Here is a 12,916-nt window from a genome sequence, read left to right on the forward strand (position 1 = left end):
TTGAAGTCTCGGCAGAGCCAGCGGGCGGACGCCTCCACGCCCGGCCGGAAGCCACGTCGGATCAGGCGTTGCGTTCGATGAGGGCCGCCAGCATGCCGCGCTCCTCGGAGGTGAGGTCGGTCAGCGGCGGGCGCACGGGGCCCGGCGTCTGGCCGACGATCTCGACGCCGGCCTTGATGATCGACACGGCGTAGCCCGGCTGGCGGTCGCGGATCGCGGCGAACGGGTAGAAGAAGTCCCGGAGGATCCCCTCCATCACGCTCGTCTCCCCTGCCCGCAGCGCCTTGTAGAAGCGCAGCGCGAGGTCCGGCACGAAGTTGAAGACGGCCGAGGAATAGGTCGTGACCTTCGCGGCGTTGAAGGCCTCGGCGTAGAGTTCGTGCGTCGGCATGCCGCCGATGTAGCAGAGCCGGTCGCCGAGCTTCACCGAGACCTCGCGCACGAGCGCGATCTGCCCGGTGCCGTCCTTGAAGCCGATGAGGTTGGGGCAGGCCTCCGCGAGGCGCGCCAGCGTATCGGCGGTGACGACCGAATTGGCGCGGTTGTAGACGACGACGCCGAGGCCCGTGGCATCGCAGACCGCCTTGATGTGGCGGAAGAGCCCCTCCTGCGAGGCGCCCATCAGATAATGCGGCAGAAGCAGAAGGCCGTCGGCGCCTGCCGCTTCGGCGCGGCGCGCGATGTCCTTGGCGAGTTCGGTGCCGAGGCCGCAGCCGGTGACGATGGGAACGCTGCCGGCCGCCTCCTTCGCCGCGCGCGTGACGTCACCAATCTCCTCCGGCGTCAGCGAGAAGAACTCGCCGGTGCCGCCGGCCGCGAAGAGCACGGTCGCGTCGTAATTCGCCAGCCATCCGACATGCCTGCGGTAGCTTTCGAGGTTCAACCGTCCATCGTCGCCGAAATGCGTGACGGGAAAGGACAGGAGCCCAGCGGACAACGCGTGCTTCACTTGGTCAGGGGTCATGCCACACACATATGATGATTTGTATGGCATGACATAATATGACTACGCAGAGCGCGTCAACCCGTCCCCTCGCTCGGCCGCGTGCGCATCAACGCCCGGTAGCGTTTGATGCCGCCCTGCAGGTGGCGGCGCATGGCATCGCGGGCGAGATCGGGATCGCGGGCCGAGATGGCGTCAGCGACCTCCTCGTGCTCGCGCAGGAGAATGGCGTCGCGATTGGGAAGCGGATCGACGCCGCCCATCGCCGAGCGGAACTTCACACGCGGAATGATCCGTCGCCCCACATGCTCGAGGAACCCGCGAAAGCGCGTGTTGTTCGTGGCGGTGGCGACGGCGAGGTGGAAGGCGAAGTCGGCCTCGTCGGTCGATTGCCCGCGCGCCACGAGGTCGCGGAACTGATCGACCAGCGATAGGATCTCGGCCTCCTGCGCCGGCGAACTACGCAAGGCGGCCAGCCCCGCCGCCTCGACCTCGACGCCGACCCGAAGCTCGAGCTCCTCGATGATGTCGGAGATCTTGTCGGTCGCCTGGCGAAAGAGCTCCAGTCCCGCAGGGGGTTGCTTCGGTCCGAGCACGAAGACGCCGACGCCGTGGCGCGAATCGACGAGACCATCCGCCCGCAGCGCTGCAAGCGCTTCGCGGACCACGGTGCGACTATAGCCGAACCGGGCGACCAGCGCCGGTTCGGTGGGCAGCTGGTCGCCCGGCGCATAGTCCCCCTCCTCGATCTGCCGGCGCAGAGCCTCGGCGACGACCTCCCGGAGGGGTTGCGAGTGAGGAGCCTTCGAAATACGGACCACGAGATGCTCCAGGCGTGAGAGGGCAGCGTCTTACCTAAGCCGACGCGTTGCTTCTGTCATCATATGACTTGCGGAAGCGGACGCTCGACGGGACGATCGCGTCCGACGTCGGATGGCACGTTCGATCACGGTGGGTGATGCCCGCGAAGTTCACAGCCAACCTTATCGACCACGTTGACGTGTAAAACGATTTACGGTAAATCGATTTACGGCGTTGGGAGGCGCGAGCGGATGTCGGGCAAGCGGATTTCGATCAAGGACGTGTCGGCGCTCGCCGGCGTTTCCGCCGCCACCGTCTCCAACGTGTTCAGCGGCACCAAGCCCGTGAACGCGGCGCTCGAAGCGCGGGTGCGCGACGCGGCAGCCCAGCTCGGCTACCAGCCCGATCGCGCGGCCTCGCAGCTGCGCTCGGGCCGCACGCGAGTGATCGTGGTGCTCGTGCCCGACTTGCGCGACACGTTCTTCGCCAGTCTCGTCACCCGCATCGAGAGCCTCGCGCAGGACGAGGGCTACGACGTCGTGGTGGCGAGTTCGCGCGACGATCGCGGCGTCGAGGCGTCCCGTCTCGCCGCGCTCCTCGCCTGGCGCCCCGCCGGCATCCTCGCGGTGCCCTGCTCGAACGAGGTTCCCGCCGCTCTGGCGCGGGGGCCGGGCCGCCCGCCGGTTGTGCTGGTGGACCGCGTGTCGCTCCCCTCCCCCTTCGACACGGTGACGCTCGACAATCGCGATGCCGGCGAGATCGCCGCGCGCCATCTTGTGGACCAGGGACACCGCGACATCCTCCTCGTCGCCTCGCGCATGGACGTCGCGCCCGTCGCCGCACGCCTCGAAGCCGCCGCCGAGCATATCGAGCGCGAGACCGGGCACCGGGCGACGATCCTCGAACTCGGCTCCTCGGTGGAGCGCGGCGCGGCGCTCTGCGCGCGCTGGCTGGAGCGCCATTCCGTGCCGGACGCGGTGATCGCCGCGACCAACGTCACGACGCTCGCGGTGCTCACCGCCTTCGCGCAGTTCCGCATCGCGATTCCCGATCGGTCCTCGCTCGTCGCCTTCGACGACGACGCCTGGATGGGCGCCCGCAACACCGGCCTCACCGCCGTGCGCCAGCCCGTCGACGCGATGGCCGAGGCGGCCTGGGCGCGGCTTCTCGTGCGCATGCGCGAGAGCGGCGAGGCGCCGCCCGTCTCCATCGTTCACGAGGCCGAGCTCATCGTGCGCGCGTCCGTGGCGCCGCGCGAGCGGCCTTCGATGCTGGTGAAGCCGAAGGCTCAGGCTCAGGCCAAAGCACCACCCCGCACGCCGCGCGGCACCGCGCCACTACCGAAGGTGCACTAACACCCGTTCGACATTCGCCGGAGCCTCGTTGCTCCACGGTCCGCTGGCGATGGGAGGTGGCGACGCGCGACACGCGGCGCCATCCGGCGGGCCAAACTCATCCACTGGGAGGAAAGCATGAGAGCACATCACACCGCACGCGTAGGTCTCGCCGCTCTGGCACTGAGCCTGACCGCCACGGGCGCCGCCTTCGCGCAGAGCAGCGATCTCGAGGCGACCGTCGCCTTCCTGATGCCCGACCAGGGCTCGACACGCTACGAGGAGCACGACTTCCCCGGCTTCAAGGCCGCGATGGAGAAGCTCTGCCCGAAATGCACGGTGATCTACCAGAACGCCGATGCCGACGTTTCGCGCCAGCAGCAGCAGTTCAACTCGGTGGTCTCGCAGGGCGCCAAGGCGATCGTGCTCGATCCCGTCGATTCCACCGCCGCCGCTTCGCTCGTGCGTCAGGCGCAGAGCCAGGGCATCAAGGTCATCGCCTACGATCGCCCGATCCCGCAGATCAAGGCCGACTACTACGTCTCGTTCGACAACGAGGCCATCGGCAAGTCGATCGGCGACTCGCTCGTCCAGCACCTGAAGGCGAAGAACGTGCCGGCCGGCGAGGGCAGCGGCCTGCTGCAGATCAACGGCTCGCCCACCGACGCGGCGGCCGGCCTCATCAAGAAGGGCGTCCATGCCAGCCTCGACGCCAGCGGCTATCCGATCCTCGCCGAATACGACACGCCGGACTGGACGCCCGCCAAGGCGCAGCAGTGGGCCTCCGGCCAGATCACACGCTTCGGCTCGAAGATCGTCGGCGTCGCGGCGGCCAACGACGGCACCGGCGGCGGCGCGATCGCTGCGCTGAAGGCGGGCGGCGTCAACCCGCTGCCCCCGGTCACCGGCAACGACGCGACCACCGCGGCGCTGCAGCTGATCATCGCCGGCGACCAGTACAACACGGTGTCGAAGCCGAGCGAGACGGTGGCGGCCGCGGCGGCCGACGTCGTGGTGAAGCTCCTCTCCGGCCAGACCCCGGAGGCGACCACCACCCTCTACGACACGCCCTCGCAGCTTTTCGTGCCCGTGGTGGTGACGGCCGAGAACTTCAAGGCCGAGATCATCGACAAGAAGATCGCCGCCGCCGCGGACCTCTGCACCGGGCGCTACGCCGAAGGCTGCAAGAAGCTCGGCATCGCAAACTGACCGTCCCGCACTGACGCCTCGGGCCGCCCGGACGCAACCGTCCGGGCGACCCCGTCCCCTCTCGCGCAGCCGATCTCGAAAGGTCTTCCACAGATGACGGATCCGTCCCACGACGCGACCGGCGGCCGGGTGCCCGTGCTCAGCCTTCGCGAAATCTCCAAGAATTTCGGCGCCGTCTCGGCGCTCACCGACATCGAACTCGACGTCCACGCCGGTGAAGTCGTGGCGCTGGTCGGCGACAACGGCGCCGGCAAGTCGACGCTGGTGAAGATCCTCGCCGGCGTCCACCAGCCGAGCTCGGGCACCATCCGCTTCGCCGGCGAGCCGGTGCGCCTCACCGACCCCGCCGCGGCGCTCTCGCTCGGCATCGCCACGGTGTTCCAGGATCTGGCGCTCTGCGAGAATCTCGACGTCGTCGCCAACATCTTCCTCGGCCAGGAGACCAACCCCGCCGCCCTCGACGAGGTGTCGATGGAGGTGCGCGCCTGGACGCTTCTGAACGAGCTCTCGGCCCGCATTCCCGACGTGCGCGACGTCGTCGCCTCGCTCTCGGGCGGCCAGCGCCAGACCGTCGCCATCGCCCGCTCGCTGCTGACCAACCCCAAGCTCATCATGCTCGACGAGCCCACCGCCGCGCTCGGCGTGGCGCAGACCGCCGAGGTGCTCAACCTCATCGAGCGCGTGCGCGACCGCGGCCTCGGCGTCATCATGATCAGCCACAACATGGAGGACGTGCGCGCCGTCGCCGATCGCATCGTGGTGCTGCGCCTCGGGCGCAACAACGGCGTGTTCGAGCCCGACGCCTCGAACGGCGAGCTTGTCAGCGCCATCACCGGCGCCTCCGACAATTCCGTCTCGCGCCGAGCCGAACGCCGCCGCGCCGCCGGCCCCACCCCGCCCGCGCAGGAGCTGCCGGCATGACCCCCGACACGAAAACTCCCCCGGTCTCGTCCCCGATGGGCCGGCCGCTCCTCGACCGCGCCGACGAGCGCGTGCGCCACGAGGCGGGCGTCGCCGGCGCGATCCGCGCCTTCGTCACCCGCGTGCGCTCGGGCGATCTCGGCTCGCTGCCGGTGATCGTCGGCCTCTTGATCATCTGGACGGTGTTCCAGGCGCTCAACCCGATCTTCCTGTCGAGCAACAACCTCGTCAACCTGCTCTTCGACCTCTCGACGGTCGGCGTGATCTCGCTCGGCATCGTCTGCGTGCTCCTGCTCGGGCAGATCGACCTCTCGGTCGGCTCGATGAGCGGCTTCGCCTCGGCGCTGGTCGGGGTGCTCTGGGTGAACGAGGGCTGGCCGATCGCGGTGGCGATCGTCGCCGCGCTCGCCCTCGGCGCGGCGGTGGGCACGCTCTACGCCTTCTTCCTCAACCGCTTCGGCATGCCGAGCTTCGTCTCGACGCTCTCGGGCCTCCTCGCGATCCTCGGGCTGCAGCTCTACATCCTCGGCTCCACCGGCTCGATCAACCTGCCCTACGATTCCTGGATCGTCGATTTCGGGCAGATCCTCACCATGCCCGACTGGGTGGCCTACGCGCTCGTCGCGCTCGCGGGCCTTGCTACCTTCGCGCTCGGCGCGCGCAACGCGGCCCGCCGCAAGGCGGCCGGTCTCTCCAGTCGCTCCACGGCCAGCCTCCTCCTGCAGGCCGGCACCCTCGTCGTCGTGCTCGAGGCCCTCGCCTGGTATCTCAACCGCGACCGCGGCGTGCCGTGGATGTTCGGGCTCTTCGTGGCGCTGGTGCTGGTGATGCAATACGCGCTCACCCGCACCAAGTGGGGCCGCTCGATGTTCGCGGTCGGCGGCAACCAGGAAGCGGCGCGCCGCGCCGGCATCAACGTGCGCCTGATCTATGCCAGCGCCTTCGCCCTCTGCTCCTCGCTCGCGGCGCTCGGCGGCGTCCTTGCGGCCTCGCGCCTCGCCTCGGCCAGCCAGCAGGCCGGCACGGGCGACGTCAACCTCAACGCCATCGCCGCGGCGGTGATCGGCGGCACCAGCCTCTTCGGCGGCCGGGGCAGCGCCTATTCGGCGCTGCTCGGCATCATCGTGATCCAGTCGATCGCCAGCGGCCTGACGCTGCTCAACCTCTCGTCGTCGCTTCGCTACATGATCACCGGCGGCGTCCTCGCCATCGCCGTGATCGTCGACTCGCTCGCCCGCCGCTCGCGCGTCTCGCACGGCCGGGCCTGATCCCTTCGGGCGCCGCCGGCCGAGCGCGGCGCACCGTCCCTCAATCCTTCGATCGATCGCGGGAACGGCCCCGAGCGCGGCCCTCGCGACAGGAGACAAGCGCCATGAAACAGCAGGATCTCTCCGGCAAGGTCGCCGCCATCACGGGCGGGGCCTCCGGCATCGGCCTCGCCTGCGCCGAGGCGCTGGTGGAAGCCGGCGCCCGCGTCTTCCTCGTCGATCGCTCGCGCGAGGGGCTGGACGCCGCCTGCGCCCGCCTCGGCGAGCGCGCCTCGCCGATCGTGGTCGATCTGCTCGACCCCGCCAGCGTCTCCGGCATGCTGCCGCAGATCCTCGATGCGGCCGGGCAGCTCGACATCTTCCACGCCAATGCCGGCTCCTATGTCGGCGGACCCGTGCTCGAAGGCGATCCCGACGCCTGGGACCGGATGCTCAACCTCAACGTCAACGCCGCCTTCCGCTCCATTCAGGCCGTGCTGCCGCACATGGCCGAGCGCCGGACCGGCGACGTCATCGTCACCAGTTCGGTGGCGGGCATGGTGCCCGTGGTCTGGGAGCCCGTCTACACCGCCTCGAAATTCGCGATCCAGGCCTTCGTCCACACGGTGCGCCGGCAGATGATCCCACATGGCGTGCGGATCGGCGCGGTGTGCCCGGGCCCGGTGGTCACCGCGCTCATCGCCGACTGGCCGGCGGCCAAGCTCGAAGAGGCCAAGGCCAACGGCAGCCTGATGGAGGCCGAGGAGGTGGCGGATGCCGTGATGTTCATGCTGACGCGCCCGCGCCACGTCGTCATCCGCGATCTCGTGATCCTGCCCCACAGCACCGATCTCTGACCACCAACAGCCTTGAACGCTGCGGGGGCGCTCGCCGATAAGGGGCCCGTCCCTCGTTTCCCACGAACCGGACCCGACATCATGGACAGCGTCTTCCTCGGCATCGACGTCGGCACCGGCAGCGCCCGCGCCGGGCTCTTCGACCCCGCCGGCCGGCTTCTCGCCAGCGCCAAGCGGCCGATCCGCATCTGGCACGAGCCCGGCGACATCGTCGAGCAATCGTCCGAGGACATCTGGCAGGCGATCTGCGCGAGCGTGCGCGAGGCGTTGGCGACCGCGAACGTCCGGCCAGAGGCCGTCCGCGGCCTCGGCTTCGACGCCACCTGCTCGCTCGTGGTGGTCGATCCTGCCGGCGCGCCGCTCGCCGTCGGGCCCTCCGGCGACCCGGCGCGCAACGTCGTGGTCTGGATGGATCACCGCGCCATGGACCAGACCGCGCGCATCAACGCCACCGGGCACCGCGTGCTCGACTATGTCGGCGGCACCATCTCGCCGGAGATGGAGACGCCGAAGCTCCTCTGGCTGAACGAGAACCTGCCGCAGACCTATCGCGATGCCGGGCATTTCTTCGACCTCGCCGACTACCTGTCGTGGCGCGCCACTGGCTCCGCCGCGCGCTCGGTCTGCACGCTCACCTGCAAATGGACCTATCTCGCGCATGAAGGTCGCTGGGACGCCGACTATTTCCGCACGATCGGGCTCGGCGATCTCGCCGACGACGGCTTCGCGCGGATCGGCGACACCGTCGTCGACATCGCGACGCCCCTCGGCCAAGGCCTGACGGACGCCGCCGCCGCCGAGCTCGGCCTCGTGCCCGGCCTTCCCGTCGGCGCCTCGCTGATCGACGCGCATGCCGGCGGCGTCGGCACGATCGGCGCGCGGTCGCAGGACGGCGCGGCCGCCGATCCCGCGCGCGAACTGGCCCTCATCATGGGCACCTCGCTCTGCTCGATGGCGCTGACCCGCGATCCCGTCTTCGTGCCGGGCATCTGGGGCCCCTACCGGGGCGCGATGCTGCCGAGTTACTGGCTGCTCGAGGGCGGCCAGTCGGCCTACGGCGCCGCGCTCGACAGGATCGTGTCGCTGCACCCCGCCTATGGTGAAGCGCAGGCTGCCGCGAGCGCCGCCTGCGCGCCGCTTCTCGCCTTCCTGGAGCGGCGCGCGGTGGCGCTGGCCGGCTCGGTCGAAGCGGCCGCGACGCTCGCCGGGAAGCTTCACGTCGTGCCCGAACTGCTCGGCAACCGGGCGCCCGAAGCCGATCCGCACGCCACCGGAATTATCGCCGGCCTGACGCTGGCGAGCGGCATCGACGACCTCGCCAACCTCTTCGTGGCCACGCTCTGCGGCCTCTGCTACGGCACGCGGCAGATCGTCGAGGCGGCGAACGTTCAGGGCGTGTCGTTCGAGCGGATCGTCGTCTCCGGCGGCGCGGCGCGCTCGCCTCTCCTGCGCCGCATCCTCGCCGATGCGACGGGTCTCTCGGTGGCGCTGCCGGTGACCGACGAGCCGGTCCTCCTCGGCAGCGCCATGCTCGGCGCGGTGGCCTCCGGCGCGCATGCCAGCCTCGAGGCCGCCGCCGCCGCGATGAGCCGCAACGGCGAGACGACCGTGCCGGACACCGGTGAGGTCGCGGCCTTCCACGAGCGCAAGTATCGCGCCTTCCGCCTGCTCCAGACCAGCGAACGGCAGATCCGCGCGCTGATGACCGCGGGCTCATGACGGGGCGCTGATCCCGGCCCTGCCCCCCCCCCCGGCGCGGCGAAGCGGCTTTCCGGTCGCGGCGCTGCGGCGTCCAGCACGTGTGGGACACCGGTCTCGTCGCGCGAGGCAATCGCCCGCGCCGTGCAGTTCCCGTAGGAGTGCAAGATCCGGTCCGTCGTCTCCGAACGGCGCACCGATATTCTCAACGATGCCGGCAGCAGGCTATGCCCGCGGGACCTGCGGGACCATCACCAGACGATTTACATCAACTTGTATCTAGTAGTCTTAACGGCAATTTCGTCTTCTGACCGAGATATCTTCGGCTGACAAAAGTGTGATCTCGTGTCATCTAGACACTACAGGACGCGGCGACAAGCCGGCGACGACTTCGATCCCGCCCCACTCGATTGATCACATCACCGTTTCGACCGCGCTTCCGCTTCGCTTGGCGGACGACGATCCCGCTTGTCCGGATCGCGATGCAAGGCGTCGATTCCGAAGGAGGACCTCATGCTGCCCATCGCCATTCTCGGTGCCGGTCTCGCCGGTCTCACCGCCGCCCGCGAGCTTCGCGCGCAGGGCCTTCCGGTGATCGTCTTCGAGGCGGGCGCGGCGGTCGGCGGCATGGCGCGCAGCTTTCAGGACGCGGAGGGCTTCACCTACGATTTCGGCGCGCATTTCATCAACAACCGGCTGGCCGAGGCGCTCGGCGCCGCCGACATCTGCCGCACCGTCAAGCATTACGGCGAGGCCGTCGCCATCGACGGGCGCTCGTGCAGCCACCCGTTCGGCCTGCTCGCCAAGCCCGGTTTCGTCGTCTCGGCGCTCCGCGCCAAGCTGCGCGCTCGCGTGGTGAAGACGGCCGAAGACTGGTTCCGCCAGTCCTACGGCGACGCGCTGGCCGAGCACGTGGCGATGCCGCTCGCCGAAGCCTGGTCCGGCGCCCCCGCATCCTTGCTCTCGCCGGCGGTCGGCGACAAGTTCGGCGCGGGTCTCCTGAAGTCGCTCTATCTCAGCGCTGCCGCGCGCGTCAGCCGCCGCGCCGTCTGCAACGGCTACTCGCACGAGATGCCCGAGAGCGCCGGCATCTACCACGTCTATCCCGAAGGCGGCCTCGCCGCCCTGCTGGAACCCATGGTCCGCGCCCTCGGCGACACCGTCCGCCTCGAGTCGCCGGTGGAAAAGATCGTGGTCGAGAACGAGCGCGTCGTCGCCGTGCGCGTGAAGGGCGAGACGATCGCGGTCTCGGCGGTCATCAGCACCGCGCCGGTGCCGGTGCTACCGAAGATCGTCGAGGGCACGCACGCGCTCGATCATCTCGCGTCCTTCCGCTACCGGCCGATGGTCTTCGTCAACCTCAAGTTCGAGGGCCGCGGCATCCTGCCCGACACGATGCTCTGGACGCCCGACCGCTCGCAGCCCTTCTTCCGCGTCACCGAGGCACCGATCTCGATGCCGTGGCTGGCACCCGAGGGCAAGACGATGGTCACCTTCGACATCGGCTGCGAGGTCGGCGACGAGCATTGGACCCTGTCGGACGAGGCGCTGGCCGAGCGCTGCCTCGCCGGTTTCGCCAAGCTCTATCCCGGCATCGACACGCGCTATCTCGGCGCGGCCGGCGTCATCCGCACGCCCTATGCCTATCCCGTCTATCTCGCGGAATACGAGACGGCGCGCCGCCGCTTCGCCGAGACGACGGGCGTCGCCGGCCTCTACAGCATCGGCCGCAACGGCGAGTTCGCGCACATCCTGATGGAGGACGTCTACTGGCGCACGCTCCGCCGCATGACGGACGTCATGGCCTATGTCGGCGCCACCCGCCGCGAGCGTTTGGACGTCACCGAAGCACAAAAGCCTCGCTCGGCATGGGGTTGGCCCCGCAAGGCCGCCCTGCCCGCGGGCGGCGTCGTCGCCTGACGGCGCACGACCTTCGCCGGGAATGACATGCGACGAAGAAGGATGGCGTCTCCGCGAGGTCCAGCCTTCCGCTTGTCCGGTCGAAGTCGGATCGTCGGCGCGCGATGCAGCGGATCGCGCCGCGCGTACAGTCGGAATGAACGAGCATACCACCCTCGCTCACCACGACTGTCGTTTCGAAGCGATCTCGGTTCCCGCGCGCACGGTAGGCGATGACCAAGATAAGGGAATCCGTTGAGCTTTCCCTTCAAACCAACGAATGTCAGCGAAGTAACATAAGCATCTGCGACCGCGAGTGTTCGAAAAGTAACATCGAGGATATTTGATACAGGCAATCGTCGTCGCCTACGAAAATCCTCGCAACCGATCAGTGTCGGCATCGACTGGCGTCGATGCGACTCCAGACCGGTAACGCACGCTGACCAATCTTCGTAAAACTCGTTTGGCGAAACAGAACGCGTTTGGCGAAGAGCTACCCGTCTAAGGACGACGGACTCTATTGGTCTCAGTCCAGCCACAGGGAACCACGGCGCCCACGCTCGGAGTCGCCACTCTCGCGGTTAACCGCCTCGTCGTCCTCGAACTCCTGCTGGACGATCCAGTTTTCCGTTGGGGTCGCGGCCGCTGGCTCCGCCGCGCAAACATCGCGTTTCTTTTCTGCGCTCTCGACCGTACGCGGAGGAATGGAACTGTGGCTCATCACGGTGCCTCCTATTGTCTAAGGACAACAACCTCCGTGAAGGCTTCGCAGTTCCCCGAGTACGTTCGCCGACGACCGAAAGAGGACGACGGGGAGAACTGCTTTCGCCTCCCCGAGCGAGCGCCACCTCGCAGCTACGGTCGGCTGGCACGGTGGCGGCCTCGCGGCCGCCACCGGCCGATCGTCAGGCCGTTTCGGTCTTGCGCGGGGCGCGGCGCTTGCGGGCGGGCTTCTCGGCCTCCGCGTCCGGCGCGACCTCCGGCTCCATCTCGATTTCGGGAGCCGCGTCCTCCACGGGCTGGGCCTTGCGGCCGAGGCCGATCGACTTGGCCAGTTCCGAGCGCTTGGCCGCGTAGCTCGCCGCCACCATCGGATAATCGGCCGGCAGGCCCCACTTCTGGCGATAGGCCTCCGGCGTCAGGTCGTAATGCGTCATCAGGTGGCGCTTCAGCGACTTGAACTGCTTTCCGTCCTCCAGGCAGATCAGGTAGTCGGGCGTCACCGACTTCTTCACGGGAACGGCCGGAACCAGCGGCTCGGCGACGGCCGGCTCTTCCGCCACGGTCGCCGATAGACCGAGTGCACCGAAGACGCTCGCAATCAGTCCGGCCAGTTCATCGCGCGGAACATGGTTCTTGCTGACATAGGCGGCTACGATTTCCGCAGTCTGCTGACGGCGCTCGGAAACGTCGTCATTCTCTATATCCATTGCCATTTTTCTCTCTTCGCAAACCGAATTCGTCTCCGCTGCTTTAACCCGCAGACGCGAGATTGCAAAGTCGATGTTCGAGATTTGTTTGTTCGGGTCTTCTGCAGGACTGTCAAATTCAGGTTGAAATGACCACCAGTCCGCCGTGCAACCGCCGGGCTGCTTGTATCTCCCCGTCGAGCGGGCGCACCGTCCTTTCACAACGGGCGCATTGGCCGATGGAAGACCGCCGTTTGCGACGACGAATTCGATCGTGCCTCCCCGGTCGTCGATTTCTGCCTTTTCGAGGTCTCGGAATCTTGAACGAATGCAGACCCGAATTTGCGGCGGCATGGCACGAACGAGCGGCCGGCGCGTTGGAGGGCGAACAGGAGGCGCATCATGACGAACGACACCACCGGAGCACCCGCCGCAGGCCCCGATCTGGAGGCCGAGGAACTGGCGGCCAAGACCAACGTATCGCTCGAGGAAGCGCAGGCGATCATCCGCTCCAAGGGCCACGACCGAGCGACGCAGGATGGCGCCGCTCAGGAACTCAAGACCGAGACGACGTCGGACTGACGCGTCGAACCTGACG

Annotated in this window: 12 protein-coding genes; 8 read left to right on the plus strand and 4 right to left on the minus strand. The window is 68.4% G+C overall.

Features of this window, described 5'->3' with window-relative positions; genetic code table 11:
* Window positions 1–61 precede the first annotated feature (61 nt).
* Both kdgD and GGR04_RS15510 read right to left on the minus strand, forming a co-directional pair.
* On the minus strand, window positions 62–964 hold the full coding sequence (kdgD, locus tag GGR04_RS15505; RefSeq protein ID WP_183200835.1) for a 5-dehydro-4-deoxyglucarate dehydratase: 903 nt from the start codon (window positions 962–964) through the stop codon (window positions 62–64).
* 56 nt (window positions 965–1,020) lie between these two features.
* Window positions 1,021–1,764, minus strand: a complete 744-nt coding sequence (locus GGR04_RS15510; RefSeq protein WP_312857468.1) for a FadR/GntR family transcriptional regulator — start codon at window positions 1,762–1,764, stop codon at window positions 1,021–1,023.
* A gap of 231 nt (window positions 1,765–1,995) precedes the next feature.
* Between GGR04_RS15510 and GGR04_RS15515 the strand changes: the two genes are divergently transcribed.
* The 7 genes from GGR04_RS15515 (at window position 1,996) to GGR04_RS15545 (ending at window position 10,930) form a co-directional block, all read left to right on the plus strand.
* Window positions 1,996–3,099 (plus strand): LacI family DNA-binding transcriptional regulator, encoded by a 1,104-nt coding sequence (locus GGR04_RS15515; protein ID WP_183200836.1) that lies wholly within the window; start codon window positions 1,996–1,998, stop codon window positions 3,097–3,099.
* A 117-nt stretch (window positions 3,100–3,216) separates the two neighbouring features.
* Window positions 3,217–4,287: an ABC transporter substrate-binding protein gene (locus GGR04_RS15520; protein WP_183200837.1), complete on the plus strand. Its 1,071-nt coding sequence runs from the start codon at window positions 3,217–3,219 to the stop codon at window positions 4,285–4,287.
* A gap of 93 nt (window positions 4,288–4,380) precedes the next feature.
* A complete protein-coding gene (locus GGR04_RS15525; RefSeq protein ID WP_183200838.1) occupies window positions 4,381–5,208 on the plus strand; it encodes an ATP-binding cassette domain-containing protein in 828 nt (275 codons plus the stop codon).
* Window positions 5,209–5,243: 35 nt separating this feature from the next.
* Window positions 5,244–6,476, plus strand: a complete 1,233-nt coding sequence (locus tag GGR04_RS15530) for a sugar ABC transporter permease (protein ID WP_376769869.1) — start codon at window positions 5,244–5,246, stop codon at window positions 6,474–6,476.
* A gap of 104 nt (window positions 6,477–6,580) precedes the next feature.
* Window positions 6,581–7,312, plus strand: coding sequence for an SDR family oxidoreductase (locus GGR04_RS15535; protein ID WP_183200840.1), 732 nt, complete (start codon window positions 6,581–6,583; stop codon window positions 7,310–7,312).
* 81 nt (window positions 7,313–7,393) lie between these two features.
* Window positions 7,394–9,031: an FGGY-family carbohydrate kinase gene (locus tag GGR04_RS15540; RefSeq protein ID WP_183200841.1), complete on the plus strand. Its 1,638-nt coding sequence runs from the start codon at window positions 7,394–7,396 to the stop codon at window positions 9,029–9,031.
* A 492-nt stretch (window positions 9,032–9,523) separates the two neighbouring features.
* The gene (locus GGR04_RS15545; RefSeq protein WP_183200842.1) at window positions 9,524–10,930 is read left to right on the plus strand and encodes a protoporphyrinogen/coproporphyrinogen oxidase; all 1,407 of its coding nucleotides are present in this window, start codon (window positions 9,524–9,526) and stop codon (window positions 10,928–10,930) included.
* 505 nt (window positions 10,931–11,435) lie between these two features.
* Here the strand turns inward: GGR04_RS15545 and GGR04_RS15550 are convergent.
* A complete protein-coding gene (locus GGR04_RS15550; protein WP_183200843.1) occupies window positions 11,436–11,630 on the minus strand; it encodes a hypothetical protein in 195 nt (64 codons plus the stop codon).
* A gap of 184 nt (window positions 11,631–11,814) precedes the next feature.
* Entirely contained in the window at window positions 11,815–12,672 is an 858-nt protein-coding gene (locus GGR04_RS24445) for a Ros/MucR family transcriptional regulator (protein WP_312857469.1), read from the minus strand.
* A 48-nt stretch (window positions 12,673–12,720) separates the two neighbouring features.
* Here GGR04_RS24445 and GGR04_RS15560 point away from each other — a divergent pair, with 48 nt between their 5' ends.
* Window positions 12,721–12,900, plus strand: a complete 180-nt coding sequence (locus tag GGR04_RS15560) for a hypothetical protein (protein WP_183200844.1) — start codon at window positions 12,721–12,723, stop codon at window positions 12,898–12,900.
* Window positions 12,901–12,916: the final 16 nt, after the last annotated feature.

The organism is Aureimonas pseudogalii (genome assembly GCF_014196835.1).
In the GTDB taxonomy this organism is placed as follows: domain Bacteria; phylum Pseudomonadota; class Alphaproteobacteria; order Rhizobiales; family Rhizobiaceae; genus Aureimonas; species Aureimonas pseudogalii.

Excerpts from the sequence above, each read along its gene's own strand:
- kdgD (WP_183200835.1), bottom strand. The coding sequence starts at position 964 with ATGACCCCTGACCAAGTGAAGCACGCGTTGTCCGCTGGGCTCCTGTCC.
- GGR04_RS15515 (WP_183200836.1), top strand. The coding sequence starts at position 1,996 with ATGTCGGGCAAGCGGATTTCGATCAAGGACGTGTCGGCGCTCGCCGGC.
- GGR04_RS15520 (WP_183200837.1), top strand. The coding sequence starts at position 3,217 with ATGAGAGCACATCACACCGCACGCGTAGGTCTCGCCGCTCTGGCACTG.
- GGR04_RS15525 (WP_183200838.1), top strand. The coding sequence starts at position 4,381 with ATGACGGATCCGTCCCACGACGCGACCGGCGGCCGGGTGCCCGTGCTC.
- GGR04_RS15530 (WP_376769869.1), top strand. The coding sequence starts at position 5,244 with ATGGGCCGGCCGCTCCTCGACCGCGCCGACGAGCGCGTGCGCCACGAG.
- GGR04_RS15535 (WP_183200840.1), top strand. The coding sequence starts at position 6,581 with ATGAAACAGCAGGATCTCTCCGGCAAGGTCGCCGCCATCACGGGCGGG.
- GGR04_RS15540 (WP_183200841.1), top strand. The coding sequence starts at position 7,394 with ATGGACAGCGTCTTCCTCGGCATCGACGTCGGCACCGGCAGCGCCCGC.
- GGR04_RS15545 (WP_183200842.1), top strand. The coding sequence starts at position 9,524 with ATGCTGCCCATCGCCATTCTCGGTGCCGGTCTCGCCGGTCTCACCGCC.
- GGR04_RS15550 (WP_183200843.1), bottom strand. The coding sequence starts at position 11,630 with ATGAGCCACAGTTCCATTCCTCCGCGTACGGTCGAGAGCGCAGAAAAG.
- GGR04_RS24445 (WP_312857469.1), bottom strand. The coding sequence starts at position 12,672 with ATGCCGCCGCAAATTCGGGTCTGCATTCGTTCAAGATTCCGAGACCTC.
- GGR04_RS15560 (WP_183200844.1), top strand. The coding sequence starts at position 12,721 with ATGACGAACGACACCACCGGAGCACCCGCCGCAGGCCCCGATCTGGAG.